Origin of the sequence: Desulfosporosinus hippei DSM 8344 (genome assembly GCF_900100785.1) — a bacterium.
Classification (GTDB): domain Bacteria; phylum Bacillota; class Desulfitobacteriia; order Desulfitobacteriales; family Desulfitobacteriaceae; genus Desulfosporosinus; species Desulfosporosinus hippei.
Genome location: NZ_FNCP01000023.1, coordinates 1 through 14,682, shown reverse-complemented (window position 1 = coordinate 14,682; position 14,682 = coordinate 1). Strand labels below are relative to the sequence as shown.

Annotated in this window: 12 protein-coding genes; 10 read left to right on the top strand and 2 right to left on the bottom strand. The window is 40.7% G+C overall.

What is annotated here, in order from left to right; genetic code table 11:
• Positions 1-139 precede the first annotated feature (139 nt).
• Entirely contained in the window at positions 140-712 is a 573-nt protein-coding gene (locus BLS16_RS17095) for a MarR family winged helix-turn-helix transcriptional regulator (protein ID WP_092334882.1), read from the top strand.
• A gap of 112 nt (positions 713-824) precedes the next feature.
• Complete coding sequence (locus BLS16_RS17090; RefSeq protein WP_092334881.1) at positions 825-2,189, top strand: MATE family efflux transporter; 1,365 nt, start codon at positions 825-827, stop codon at positions 2,187-2,189.
• 224 nt (positions 2,190-2,413) lie between these two features.
• Here the strand turns inward: BLS16_RS17090 and BLS16_RS17085 are convergent, their stop codons facing one another.
• Together BLS16_RS17085 and BLS16_RS17080 are read right to left on the bottom strand one after the other, a co-directional pair.
• On the bottom strand, positions 2,414-3,133 hold the full coding sequence (locus BLS16_RS17085; RefSeq protein WP_092334880.1) for a DUF169 domain-containing protein: 720 nt from the start codon (positions 3,131-3,133) through the stop codon (positions 2,414-2,416).
• A 207-nt stretch (positions 3,134-3,340) separates the two neighbouring features.
• A complete protein-coding gene (locus BLS16_RS17080) occupies positions 3,341-3,766 on the bottom strand; it encodes a MarR family winged helix-turn-helix transcriptional regulator (RefSeq protein ID WP_092334879.1) in 426 nt (141 codons plus the stop codon).
• Between the two features lie 334 nt (positions 3,767-4,100).
• Between BLS16_RS17080 and BLS16_RS17075 the strand changes: the two genes are divergently transcribed.
• From BLS16_RS17075 to BLS16_RS17040, 8 genes are all read left to right on the top strand, one after another.
• A complete protein-coding gene (locus BLS16_RS17075) occupies positions 4,101-5,753 on the top strand; it encodes an FAD-dependent oxidoreductase (RefSeq protein ID WP_092334878.1) in 1,653 nt (550 codons plus the stop codon).
• A gap of 339 nt (positions 5,754-6,092) precedes the next feature.
• Positions 6,093-6,380 (top strand): hypothetical protein, encoded by a 288-nt coding sequence (locus tag BLS16_RS17070; RefSeq protein WP_092334877.1) that lies wholly within the window; start codon positions 6,093-6,095, stop codon positions 6,378-6,380.
• Positions 6,381-6,494: 114 nt separating this feature from the next.
• Entirely contained in the window at positions 6,495-7,445 is a 951-nt protein-coding gene (locus BLS16_RS17065; protein WP_092334876.1) for a LysR family transcriptional regulator, read from the top strand.
• The gene (locus BLS16_RS17060) at positions 7,426-8,343 is read left to right on the top strand and encodes a LysR family transcriptional regulator (protein ID WP_092334875.1); all 918 of its coding nucleotides are present in this window, start codon (positions 7,426-7,428) and stop codon (positions 8,341-8,343) included. The genes BLS16_RS17065 and BLS16_RS17060 overlap by 20 nt, the downstream gene beginning before the upstream one ends.
• Before the next feature lie 332 nt (positions 8,344-8,675).
• Positions 8,676-10,184, top strand: a complete 1,509-nt coding sequence (locus BLS16_RS17055; protein ID WP_092334874.1) for an SLC13 family permease — start codon at positions 8,676-8,678, stop codon at positions 10,182-10,184.
• 271 nt (positions 10,185-10,455) lie between these two features.
• Positions 10,456-12,342, top strand: a complete 1,887-nt coding sequence (locus BLS16_RS17050; protein WP_092334873.1) for an aryl-sulfate sulfotransferase — start codon at positions 10,456-10,458, stop codon at positions 12,340-12,342.
• A gap of 232 nt (positions 12,343-12,574) precedes the next feature.
• The gene (locus tag BLS16_RS17045) at positions 12,575-12,898 is read left to right on the top strand and encodes a thioredoxin family protein (RefSeq protein ID WP_092334872.1); all 324 of its coding nucleotides are present in this window, start codon (positions 12,575-12,577) and stop codon (positions 12,896-12,898) included.
• 99 nt (positions 12,899-12,997) lie between these two features.
• Positions 12,998-14,203 carry an FAD-dependent oxidoreductase gene (locus BLS16_RS17040; RefSeq protein WP_092334871.1) on the top strand — a complete coding sequence of 402 codons (1,206 nt, stop codon included), beginning with the start codon at positions 12,998-13,000 and terminating at the stop codon, positions 14,201-14,203.
• Positions 14,204-14,682 lie beyond the last annotated feature (479 nt).

Below are 14,682 nucleotides of genomic sequence, written 5' to 3'. Positions count from 1 at the left end.
CTGGAGTGTTATTTTTTGGTTCTCTTTATTGTAAGGTACCTTCAAAAAGTAGTTGACAAGAAGGAAAGGTACCTTTAGAATATAAATTGTAAGGTACCTTATAAGAAACATGGACATTATACTAAAAGGAGAGATATAAATGGTAGAAAAGAACTTTGATTTGATTATGCAACTTACTCGGGTTGAATGGCTGCTTCACAGGTACCATCAACAAAACCACAGGCATTTTGGCCCTATGGGAGATCCCCGCAGAGGGCAAGGCAGAGTGTTAGGGATTCTTAAAATGAAGCCGGAAATTAGCCAAAAAGACTTATCCTACCTGCTGGACATGAGACCGCAATCCTTAGGTGAACTTCTTTCTAAGTTGGAGAAAAGCGGGTATATTACTCGCGAACAATCAGAAACAGACCGCCGGGTTATGAATATTAAGCTTACAAAAGAGGGAATTGAGGCAACTGAATCAACTGAGCAAGAATTTAGCTTTGATAAGTTGTTTGACTGCCTGAGTGAAGACGAACAAAAGACTATGAGCGGCTTTCTTGACCGTATTATCAAAACACTTGAAACTCAACTTGGAGATGAAGAACCAGAATTTAATTTCGACCCGCGCTTACACCAGGGAAATCCATTTGAGCATCCTTTTCGATTTGGTCCACGGCCCGGAATGGGCCATGGACGACGACCTGGCTCATACCCAGATAAACCTGAATAAAAATTATCAGTAGTACAGCAGACGATTGGAAGGCACTGCGGCAACCTCTTGTAACAGTGCCTTATTTTTTTGCGCCAATTTTAAGGGTTTACTATGTAAAGGAGTGTTGAATATGGAAAACATTGAAAAGATTGATGATCAAGTATCTCTCTACTATCTGGAAAAGGCACCTGTTTCCAAAGCTATTATGCACATGGTTATTCCTATGATGCTGAGTTTTATTGTTACTATCATCTACAATATTACGGATGCCTTTTTTATTGGCAAACTTGACAACACAGCGATGATGGCGTCAGTTACCTTGGCCTTGGCATTTTCATGCATATTAATGGCTCTAGGCCACCTGTTCGGAGTGGGCGCGGGAACTTATGTATCAAGACTTTTAGGTGAAGGGAATTCAGAAAGCGCCAAAATAGTATGTTCTGTAAATTTTTGGTCATCAATCCTCGCCGGGGTCATCTTTATGGCGTTGTGTCTGCCTTTGCTATCTCCCCTCTTGCAGCTTTTGGGAGCTAAGGGGGATACATTGCTCTACACAAGAAATTATATTCTGGTGTTTGTGCTTGGCGCTCCCTTTGTTATTGCTAATCTTTCGCTGGAGGAAACTGTCCGAGCTGAGGGGGCATCCACTGCCTCGATGATTGGTTTGATATCCGGTGTCGTCATTAATATAATCCTCGACCCCATTTTTATCTTTCTTCTTCATCTGGATATCATGGGGGCAGCACTTGCTTCTGTAATTGGTAATATTGTCTCTGTAGTATGGTTCATATACTATTTGCAGCGAAAAAGTACAGTTCAGAGTGTATCAATTAAAGATTTTAAACCCAGTAAAGAGATTTATAAAAATATTTTTAAAGTGGGAATTTCAGCCTTTTTGCTGGATGGGTTTATGGTAATTACCACCTTGCTTTTTAATCATTATTCCATGCTCTATGGCAATAGTGTTGTTGCCGGGTTAGGTATATCGCAAAGAGTTATTCAAATTATTGACTTTGTGGGAATGGGTTTTTCCATGGGGGCCGTTCCCTTGATAGCCTATTCCTATGCAGCAAAAAATCAAGAGCGACTAAGGCTTATTATCAAAACCAGCCTATTATACATGATGGGTATTACGTTGGGGTTGTCAGTAATTCTCTTCGGACTCAGGTCACAAGTCATAGGTATATTTAGTATTGATCCTGAGGTTATTGCTATCGGGCAAACAATTCTCTTTGCCCAGCTTTGCTCGACCATATTTGCCGGACTGTCTGCACTTTTTACCGGTATATTTCAAGCCTTTGGCACAGGTGTACAATCCACGATTATGTCCTCTCTAAGGGGTGTTATATTTATTCCGATTTTGTTTTTTGGAAATTTGTTATTTGCTGTCAATGGCGTTATATGGGCTAATACGATTTCAGAAGGAATTACCTGTCTGATAGGGCTTATCCTGTTTCTGGGAATCTGGAAGAAAATAAATCCTGCCTACTCATAAAGCATAGTACTCAATTAGGATTTTGAACTAAGTTATTCATATGTTAAAACCTAAGGTGATTCACGGTTAAGTGAATCACCTCAGGCTTTAGCATATGATATCAGTTTGATCTTGGATTGCCCGGAACAAATTAATTGGATGCATATATCCTTTTCAACTATATACATCCAGTGAGGAACAGAGTCCTTCATAAAGAAGAATAACCGCCCCCGCCAAGGGAAAGCCTACTCAATCCGAGCTGCAATTGGCAACCAGGTTTCTTTGGTCAGAAAGCTCTCCTCCACTTGCGCTTCTAACTCTAAAAACCGTTTATAGGGGATACTGAATGAAAGGATGTCTTTGTCGATAAATTTACGTGCTGAGGGATCAGTTAGCCCTACAATGCACTTGGAATTATCATTCTCTACTTGCTCTAGAGCATAGAGTACGGACTGATGACAGCCGGCACCAAAATCTATTTTGACATTGTCTTGAGTTGATTTATCATAATTAGCGAACTGTACCAGTCCGGATAGTTGGTCTGCATTCACTAGGAAGATAACGATTTCCGGTGTTTCGCCCTCAGCCAACTCTAGTAAAGGTTTAAAGACAATATAAGTTTTTGGGGTAACTTCCGGTAATCCGGTAGCAAATTTTGCTGCAAGCTCAGGACTCTTCTTATAGAATTCTCCTTCTCTATTACCGACACCGCCGGTGGACAAAAAATGTTCAATAAAGCCTAATTGAAAGCGGTTAAAACCAAGGCCTACTTTGCCCCCTACACAGGTGGTTGATTTCTCGTCAAAAACAGCGACACGACCTTTGGCGGCAGCACTTAACATAGAAATCACGCAGCCCCATTTTCCTTCCTTAAACTGTAAGGCCCCTTCAGGTTTGAGATCTGTACGAAATACTGCAACGGGTTGGGTTTTAAGTTTTATGGAATCGGCAATCTTGCTTTTCATACTAACACCTCTTATTCTTAATTTTCTTTTCTTAAATAAACCCGAATAGCATTAGATTTTCATTGATTATAAAAGTAACTATTACCAGCGGTTAATTAGGCGTAATTTATAAACAGTTTTTCATATTAGTTGCCTCCTTTTATTGTTTCAGTCACCCAATCAATTCTGCACTATAGTTGTCAGAACAACTATAACAACAAAATAATATTAGCTGATATTATCGTAGATTTGATTTAACAGTTTGATCATTTCTGCGAGTTTTTGTTGTTCGATTCCTTTTGTAGCTTCCTCTAATAATTCAACAGCCTTAGGAACTAATTCCTCTTTTAATGCCCAACCACGATTAGTTAGAAAAACTTGATAAGATCTTCTATCTACTGGATGAGGCTTACGGACAATTAATTCTTTGGTTTCTAATTTTTCAAGAATGCGATTAGTATTTGGTTTATCTTTAAAGATCATATCAGCCAACTCTTTAGGAGTAAGACCTTCTTGTGTCCATAAACAGTTAAGTACAGACCATTGTTCCGGTGTTACATTATATTCACTGAATCGTTGAAATAACTTATTTTTAAGCTTTGTATTTGTCTTACTTAGGATAAATCCCAATGAATCCTCTAGTTTAAAGTCCATCTTAATCCTCACCTCAGTTGTCTTAACAACTATATTATAAATGCGTTGTATTATTCAGTCAATATCAAGATATAATCCAATTTTTGAGTTATAATATATTAGAAAGAAGATTCATTGATTTGCTGGCCCAATTAGACAATACTTATCCAATCAAGAACCGAAGTGGTTGCTTAAGGTTTATGGAACTAAGATAGATGAATCATATCATAGTCTTCTAAGGGAGCAATTAACTTACAAAAGAGAAGATAACATGATTGTGAATGCCAATTAATCATGTTATTATTTTCATAAACTTGGTTATACAGAGATAATCTATGCTAAAGGAGATGTTGTAATGAGTAAAAAGGTACTCATTGTTGGCGGAGTTGCAGGGGGAGCCAGTGCTGCAGCACGCTTGCGCCGGTTGGATGAAGAGGCGGAAATCATTATCTTTGAGCGGGGAGAACATATATCATATGCTAACTGCGGCTTACCCTATTATGTCAGTGGAGTTATTAATGAGCGGGAGGCTCTCTTGGTTTCAAAGCCTGAAGCGATGAGAAACCGCTTCCGTATTGATGTGAGAATCTTTAGTGAGGTTACCCGTATTTTTCCTGAGGAAAAGGCCATCGAAGTTCAAGAACAGAGTGGCAAGGTCTATCGAGAATCTTATGATCAATTGATCCTTTCTCCCGGGGCAGCTCCGCTGCGTCCGCCGATTCCCGGGATCAATGACATCGAGGCTCTTGTTGTACGTAATGTTACAGATATTGATCAGATTAAACGATTCATCGATGAGCAGAATCCTAAAACGGCAGCAGTCGTAGGCGGGGGCTTTATTGGTTTGGAAATGGCTGAAAATCTTCATGCCAGAGGAGTAGAGACAACGATTATAGAAATGAGCGATCAGGTCATGGCTCCGCTGGATTTTGAGATGGCAGCAATTCTGCATGAGCACATTTTTAATAAAGGAATCAATCTCATTTTGGAAGATGGGGTGAAATCCTTTGCTAAAAAGGATAATGGGACTGTTATTACACTCCAAAGCGGTGGGGAAGTACAAGCTGATTTGACAATCATGGCTATTGGGGTAAAACCGGAAATTAAATTAGCCAAGGAAGCCGGGCTAACTATCGGAGAGTTAGGCGGCATCAAGGTTAATGAACGACTCCAGACATCAGACCCTAATATTTACGCCGTTGGGGATGTCATTGAAGTAAAACACTTAGTAACAGGACAAGCTGCTCTCTTACCCCTTGCCGGTCCTGCTAATAAACAAGGCCGCATTGTTGCCGACATTATCGCAGGTCGGGATAGCCGGTATAAGGGTACCCAAGGGACTGCCATCGCCAAGGTTTTTGATTTAGTGGCAGCGTCGACTGGGGCAAATGAAAAAATGCTTAAGAAATTAGGAATTCCTCATGAGGTGTTGTTTACGCACTCCAATTCCCACGCCGGGTATTATCCCGGAGCAACAAGATTATCCATGAAACTTGTCTTTGATAAAAGCAACGGCCGAGTCCTGGGTGCCCAAGCTGTCGGAGCTCAGGGTGTCGATAAACGGATCGATGATATCGCCGGGGTAATCCGTAACCAAGGGACTATCTATGATTTACAGGACCTGGAACTGGCCTACGCCCCGCCCTTTTCATCGGCTAAAGATCCAGTGAACATGGCCGGCTATGTGGCTGAAAACATCATTAATGGTGATGTTAAAATGATTCATTGGCAGGAACTTAGTAAACTTAATGCAAAAGATACATGTATTATTGATGTACGGGATGAAGAAGAACGTAAAGCTAAATTTATCCGCGGTTCACTGCATATACCTGTCAACGACCTGCGCAGCAAATTATCCGAACTTCCAAAAGATAAGGAAATCGTAGTTTACTGCGAGATAGGGCTCAGAGGCTACGTTGCTTATCGAATCTTGACTCAGCACGGATTTACTCAGGTCAGGAATTTGTGCGGTGGTTGGGTTACTTATTACCCAGCTGTTTTTGGATAAGTTTTCACGAATTAGCGAAGAAAGAATCCTGCCCCATAGGTATTGAAGGTATATTGAAAACGACCTGTTGTTACTGTGAATTAATGCATAAAACCCGGCATTCAATCGTGCCGGGTTTTATTTGCGTTAACTTATTAGGCGCGGCAATAGTCCGGCAGTTTTCTGAGAGGTTACGTTCAAAAAGAGAACCTTGATGTAAGTCACACTATGGGAACAAATCTGACAAATAGAAAAAACTAATACAACTTATACTAAGTTCCAATTTCACTTTCGGCATTCTTGGTATTATGATAGACGCACTAGGATATCAGCGAAGATAAGGGACTGGGAGGATTTAGTATGTACGAGTATTCAAAAGAGGAGATCCAACGCATCAAGGATTCTATCAGAGTTACAACGAATGACGCTGGACAGATAACCCTGGGTTATCAACCAGCAGCGATCGAGGAGGATCATCCATCTATGAGTGCTATTTTGGATTGCGCTTACCAACAGATGCATTCCTTTTCGCTGATTAAAACGATCTATAATGCCCTATTTAAGAAAACGAAGACTGCATACTCAACTCCTTGTGCAGCATTTGCTGATTGGATGAATGAAATCGATCATGCTGTTGGAGTAAAATAATAAGACTCCGCCTTTCTTAATTAGAGGGGTGGAGTCTTCAACTTTCAATCAGCTGTTCTAAATGCTATTATGATTACAGAAAATAGCGTTTTATCACTATGATTGAGGTGGGCAATGCGCATAGAACAGCTCCAGCATATTATTGAAATTGACAATAAAAAATCCATATCCGAAGCAGCCAAAACATTTTTTATGAGTCAGCCCCAGCTTAGTCACTCTGTTAAGAATCTGGAAGCTCAATTAGGCTATAAGATTTTTCGGCGTAATAAAGCGGGTCTCATACCGACTGCTCAGGGTAAAGAAGTTTTGGGACTGGCTCGTGAAATTATCAATAATGTCGAAGAAATGAAAACGATTGGAAGCAGGGAAGCAGATCTCACGGGAAATTTGAGTTTGTCTCTGGGACCAGCTGTTTTTAACGCCTATGGTTCTCAAATCATTGAAAGGTTTTATCAGATGTATCCGAATGTTAACCTAATGATTACAGAAGATGTAGCTCTAGAAGTCATTGAGAAAGTGGCAAACAGGACTTGTTTATTGGGTGTTACGGGCTGGCCTGATGAACAGGATGATACTAGGAAGATGCTCCTTGATGCTAGCAATATTGCCTATCAAGAAGTGATTAAGGACTATTTTGGCTTGATTGTTGGAAATCATCCTTTAGCTAAAAAAGAAGTCGTCACATTGGCGGATCTTGAAGAAATGACCTTTGTCGATTATTACGGCTTCACGGAAGGCTTTTTAAGAATGTTTGGGATTAAACCAAAGAATCAATCCATTTTTGTTTATAACCGTGAGGTTTTAAAATCGGTCATCGCTGCTAATGAAGGAATTGCAATTTTTCCACGGTTTTTCTTGCTAAATGATATTTATTTTGATCAAGGACTGCTTAACATACAAGGGATAGAAAACGTTACGGATCGGATGAAAGTGACGATGTACCTTATATATTCTAGGGTTGAACCCTTATCGCCGTTAGCTAAACAATTGATCAAAATGATTATCGAGACCATTCGGGAAACTATGCATAGGAGTCTAACATACAATGCGCATAGAACAGTTTAAACAAATTGTCCAAATTCAAGAGCAACAATCCATATCCAAAGCGGCCAGTGACTTGTTTATCAGCCAACCATCGTTAAGCATATCCGTCAATAATCTTGAAGAGGAACTTGGCCTTAAAATATTCGAACGAAGCAATGCAGGAGTGATTCCCACGGAGCAAGGGAAAGAAATATTGAGACTAGCTGAAAATATACTGGACTTAAGAGATAAGATAACTGGAATTATGGAGGGGACTAAGGCCTCGATTCGCAATCTTCGGATGGCCCTGCCGGCTGCCTTCGCCAATGCCATTGTTCCGGGGCTTCTTAGGCAATTTCGAGAGCTTTATCCTAATGTTAATCTTCATATACATGAGGCGTCTTATTATGAAATTGTAGATCTAATGGACAAAGGGATATATTCCATAGGGATTATAAGCTGTAGAGTGGATCTTGAATATAATTTTATTCAACAGCTCAAAGAAAGAGATATTGCCTGGGAGGTTATTCCTGGGGGAGAGTGTTTAAGATTGTCTCTTTTTATAAGCAGTAAGAATCCTTTGGCTGATAGGGAATGGGTCAGTAGATCCGAACTAAGGAATTTGAGGATGATTTCCTATAAAGAGAATTATTCCAAGATTTCTAAAGACTTAGAACGCTATTCACAAAAACCTGTCATTGTTGAAGATGTTGAACTTTTGAAAAAACTGATCAGTGATGACTTTGGTTTTTCAGTCTTTCCAGAAATCTTAGCCTATGATGATTTGTATGTAAAAAGTGGTATGATCAAGGTTGTTCCTATTAAAGAATTAAGTGAGTCATCGAATCTTTATATCCTTTATTCCAGCAAAGAGTCCTTGTCGTTTATTGAAAGGGAATTGCTGACGATTGTAAAAGAGTTGATTACGGATACACTATGAAGCAACACTGAACTTAGTAGGAGCCTCGACACTTAACTAGGATAAATAGCGAACAAAATGGTTTTTCAATATACTCACGAGGGTTAGAGCCCAGTGGGTATATTTTTTTTGACATACTACCTATGAGAAAACCTATATTATGCAGATTGATTATCCTAATCTACAATAGAAAAAGATAATCGTTTTATTCGGATTAGATTATACCCAATCATGCGAAATCGTGCACAATCACTGATTGGGGGGCAGCTAATCCGTAAGTCCATCATTAAACGAAGGGTTGGTGATGAGGACTTAGATCCTTTACGGAAAATGATAGGAGGAGGCTTTAGACAATGACAGTTAAATTAGAAGAGCAACCAAGCAACGTACAACCGATAAATAATCAACTGAAGAGTATCGATGCAAAACCAGGCATGGATAAAGAATTATTGAAAGTATTTGGATTTTTTGTGATTGCAGGCTTAGGCTGGATTTTGCCGGCTCCGGCACCTATTACACCCATCGGAATGAAAGTGTTTTTGGTTTTTCTAGCAACGGTTTATGGCTGGACGGTAACCAAGCATGTTTGGCCTAGCTTATTAGCTTGTTTAATGTTCCCACTGTCGGGTGTTGTCAATATGAAGCAATTCATTGCCATGGGCTGGGGCAGCGATGCCTTTTATTTCATGATACTTACCTTTGCTCTAATTAAGTTCTTAGAGGAAGCAGGAGTTAGCCAATTCTTAGCTTCTTGGCTCATGAGCCGTAAGTTTATACAGGGGCACCCTTGGCGTTTGATTTTTATGATCTTAGTGACCGCTTATGTCGTTTGCAGCTTAGTCAACACCTTTATCGGTATTTTCTTAGTCTGGGAAATCGTTTACACCATTACTAAAACCATCAAGCAAAAACCCTTTGACAAATTCCCAACCCTAATGATCTTCGGAGTTGCCATGATGGGGGCCTTGAGCCTTTCGGCAATGCCTTGGGGTAATAATTCTATTATAAACTTAGGGGTTTATGCTAACTTGATGGGTGAACCAGGTAACATGGTTCGCTATATTATATACACCGTGCCGGTAGGTATCCTTTCCATAATTGCTTATCTTGTACTTTGTAAGTATGTCTTTAAATTAGATATCACACCTCTTAAAGAACTAACGGGTAACATGATTGACCCTAAGGATCTCCAATTAACTAAAGTGAAAAAAATAGCTTTAGTCGCATTAGGAAGTTTTATTCTCCTCTTGCTTTTACCAAGCCTATTACCAAAAGGCACTCCACTTTGGTATCTGCTCAATAACATGGGTATCGTTGGGGTTATGGTATTCGTCTTTGCCGTTCTTTCATTAATCAAAGTCGATGGTAAGAATATCTTCGACTTTGCTGCCTTCGCTCGTAATGGGATACCTTGGAATATGGTGGCTATGGTTGTAGTTATTTTAGCCATCGGTGGCTGCTTAATGAGCCCTTCCACTGGGATTAATGCCTTTCTTCAGCAAAACATGGCTCCGCTCCTCACTAGCTTATCCCCAGTGATGTTTGTGATTGCCATCACGACAATCACACTTGTACTGACCAACTTCATGATTAATATGGTGATCGTGGCCATTTTCTTACCAGTAGCAATCAGTATGTCTGCGACTATTGGCATCCATCCGGAACAAATTTCTTATTTAATTATGGTGGTTAGTACCATTGCGATTTTGACCCCAGCCGCCTCGGCAGCATCCGTTCTCTTGTTCCCCAATACTGAATGGATTCGTGCGAAAGATATTTATCAATATGGTGGAATTACAGTGCTTGTGGTCACTGTTATCGCTGTTGCGGTTAACTACCTCTTCATGGGTTTCTTCTATTAAAATAATCTTTCAAAGCATCCAACGCTCACTTACAAGAAGTGGAAATAGTATTTTTTACATATCAATTATTACGAAACCTATATTACGCCCTGAGAGTGGTTTTGGGCTACTATTGTAATAGCTGATAGAAGCACACTGTTTTTTAATTTAATCCTTAGACCTCGCAATTCTCCTTGTGACATTCTTAAACCTTGTGATCCAATTGTAAGATTCCCGCTGATCAAGCGGAAGTAGAACCGAGTATTAACTTAAGTATGAAAGGGGTTAAACCATGACAAATCAAATCAAACATGAACAGATAGCCCATATTATCACGAAGCAAGATAGCTTAGAGCAAGCAATGCTAGTAGAATTCGAAGCTGGCAGTTATACGATTGATAACCCTTTGGTTAAATTAAATCCCTATGGGGTTTGCCCTCTGACGGCTATGGTTTTATTCGAAACTCCAGTCATGACGGAAGCTGCGATCGTTGTTAAAGGGAAAGAACATCCTGGAGATATTCGACATACCTTCCCGGCCAGCAAGAAGCATATTCTGCCTGTTTATGGCCTTTATGCTGATTATGAAAATACCGTTGAGATCGTGATGGCTAATGGTCAGAAAAACATGATTCGCATTCAAACAGGTCCTATTCACCCCGATGTACCCTTGGCAACCTCGATTAAGACCACATCTGAGTATATGGGAGATAATCTGATGTTCCTGACAGCTGCTATGAGATCTATGCCTGTAGGCTATGACTATGCAGGGGATGTTCGTTGGTATACCAACGAGAATTTTGCCTTCGATCTGAAGCGCATGCCTAATGGACATATTTTAATTGGAACTGAGCGCTTAGTTAAAATGCCTTATTTTACTACAGGACTTTACGAAATGGCCTTTAGCGGTAAGATCTTTAAAGAATACCGAACACCTAGTGGTTATCACCACGACCAATTCGTCATGGAAGATGGCAATATCTTGGTGCTTTCCTTTGATTTTTATTCAGGTACGGTTGAAGATGTGTGCTTATTGATCGATCCTAACACGGGTGAAGTCTTAAAGTCGTGGGATTACAAAAACGTCCTGCCTCAGAATGTCGCGGGTTCGGGTAGCCAAGATGAGCATGACTGGTTTCATAACAATGCTGTTTGGTATGATAAGAAAACCCACAGTCTGACCCTCTCTGGTCGTCATCAGGACGCCGTAATTAACCTGGATTTCGAAACTGGAGAGTTAAACTGGATTCTTGGTGATCCAGAGGGTTGGCCCCAGGAAATGGTTGATAAATATTTCTTTACACCGGTTGGCGATGGAGAGTTTGACTGGCAATATGAACAGCATGCCTGTGTTATTTTGCCGGATGGGGATGTTATGCTCTTTGACAACGGCCATTTTAGATCAAAGAATAAAGAGAACTACCTGGCCAACAGGAAAAACTTCTCCCGTGGCGTCCGATATCGCATTGATACTGAAAAAATGACCATCCAACAAATTTGGCAATACGGTAAAGAGCGGGGCGCTGAATTCTTCTCTCCTTATATCTGTAATGTAGAGTATTACAATGAAGGACATTACATGGTTCATTCCGGGGGAATCGGCTACGAGAATGGTGAGACCTGCGAGGGAATGGCCGTTATGAAAGTAATGCAGCCCGAATTGAAGGATAGCATTGCCTTCAACTCCATTACTTGTGAACTTAAAGATGATGTCATAATGTATGAATTACACGTGCCTGCCAATTGCTATCGTGCAGAAAAGCTGCCCCTTTACTATGCTAATGAGACCGCTGAATTAGGTGCCGGAAAAGTTCTTGGCAGTTTAATCGAGACCCAAACCACGAAAATGAAGATTAAAGCTCAAGAAACCGGTCAATTGGTACCCGACCACTATGAGGCATCCATCATCCAGGAAGAGGACCGCATGACCTTTAACGCCATCTTTGAATCCGGCGAAATGGCACAATTACTCTTGGTAGACGAGGCCGGAGAGGTAAGACGTTATCCCATCAATACCGTCGCTCAGAACTTCCAAGCTATGTGTGTAGGTACCTTCCAGAAGGCTGATCCTAGGAATGTCGACGTCTTCATCAACAAAACCGGTCTACTCGGGAAATATCAAGTCAAATTGGTTGCCGAAGAAAAAATTTACGCAACCGGCGTGACGATCTCGGCGTAGGGTTTGTTTGGAAGTAGTCTTAGTTGAGTAGTTGTGTGGGGGGGCTGCCACCCACACAACGGGAAACGATTCTAACAATTATGATCTACCTCAGTTAAATATCGTTAAGAGTATAGCTTGAGAATTAGTATTAGTGAGCTACATGACAAACTAAATTAGCGACTGAGAAGTAACGATAGAGATACTTACTTCTCAGTTGCTTTAAATGTTTCTTATGAAGGAGTTGGAGACTATGTCATTAAAACAATTAAGCGCTGTAGGTTTTGAGGAAGTTATCTATGATAATGGTGAACCGTGTGTAGTCATATTTTCCAGAAAAGATTGCCATATTTGTAAAGAAGTTGTGCCAGTCTTAGAAGAATTACAACCGAAATACGAAAACAAGTTTGGTTTCTATTATGTTGACGTCGAAGAAGACAAGGCTTTATTCCAACGGTTCTCCTTAAAAGGCGTTCCCCAATTACTCTATTTTAAAGACGGTGAGTACCACGGTAAACAAGCCGGCAAGGTTGAGGAGGACCAAATTGAAGAAAGAATCGCCGACATCCTCAAGTAGGAGTTGTGACGACTTATGTAGGAGTGTGTGGGGGTCTGACCTTCACACCCGACACAATGGTAAACAACACTGACGATTTAGGAAGAGGAAGTGAAAGGCATGGCAAATAGCTATGATTTGATCATTATTGGAGGGGGGCCGGCTGGGCTCTCTGCCGCAATATATGGTGGAAGGGCTAAACTTAAGACCCTGGTCATCAACAAAGGAGCAATCGGCGGCTTAGTAAATACCACTCGGGAAATCGTCAATTACCCCGGCTATGGACAAATCAGCGGTCCGGATCTCATGAAGGATTTTAAGAAGCATGCGGAGACTTTTGGGGTTGAATTTTTAAAAGGTGAGATTACCCAGACGGATTTTTCACAAGCGGAAAAGAAGGTTGTGACCAAAAAGGGCCAGGAGTTTTTAGCGAAAGCGGTTATTGTGGCTTGTGGCAGCGAGCCTAGGTTACTCAATATCCCGGGTGAAAAGCGGCTTAGGGGTATGGGCGTAGCCTATTGCGCGACTTGTGATGCCGAGTTCTTCGAAGGGGAAGATGTCGTTGTCGTGGGAAGCGGTGACCAGGCTATTGAAGAAGGCATGTTTATTACCAAGTTTGCTCGTAAGGTCACGGTTATCGTTTTACATGATGAAGGAATTCTAGATTGCAATAAGGTCAGTGCAGAGAGAGCCTTAAATCATGAAAAAATGGAGTTTATCTGGAACTCGACCATTGAGGAAGTTGTAGGTAAAGAGAATGTCGAAGGGGTAAAAATCAAGAATTTGAAAACTGGTTCGACAGCAGAGCTTAGCTGCCAAGGGGTCTTTTTCTTCGTGGGGATGGTCCCCTCGACGGGCTATCTTAAAGACGGTGGTATAGAGATGGATAAACGAGGGTATATCCCCGTCAACGAGTTGATGGAAACCAACCTTGAAGGGGTCTATGCAGTAGGGGACAACCGAGTAAAATATCTCAGACAAGTTGTCTCTGCCGCTGGGGACGGTGCAACTGCCGCCGTTGCAGCAGAGCGCTATATAGAAGAAGTTAATGACTTTAACAGGAATGTTTTGCAAAGCGATAAAAAGGTTCTGTTATTATTCTTTAATGCCCAGGACAATGAAAGTATTAAGTATCGCACAGCTTTGGAAAAACTGAACGAGAAATCGGGTACGGACTACAAAATCCTCAGCGTCGATATGGCAACGAAAAAAAACCTAGCGGAAAGATATGCCATAAAAACCATCCCCTCAGTCGTTGTGCTGGATAAGGGAACTGAGATCAGCCGCCTTGAGGGATTAGAGGAGAGCCTAGAGGGTCTGATCTAATGTCTATGATCTGTGCAGCAAATTATCTTGAGAGCAACCTGTTGTTACTGTGAATTAACGCAAAAAGACTCCGGCAATCGTAATCGTATGGGGTTCAGTTTTGGAGTGGAATTTTGATTTTAGCACCCTTTTTATCAGAAAATTAGCATGAAACTAGCATTAATTAAAACTCTGGAGGCCTTGAAAATAGTGGGGCCTCCTTTAATTTAGCAGAATTTAAACACAGTTTTAGCAAAAAATTAGCATCAGAATTATTTATTTCTACGGATAAAAATTTTCTAAAATCCCTGCGATTCGCTGTGCTAAAAATTTGCTATTCCTGTTTATTTGGTCTCAAAAATGTCAAAAGACCCAACTGCAATTTTGTACGGGTATGATAGTTTATTACTCAACTTTCGCATAGCGAAAGTTACCTCTAACCCTGTATCTATCTAGCTTAGAACAAAATATTTTAGTTTATTGACAGGAAAAACACCTTT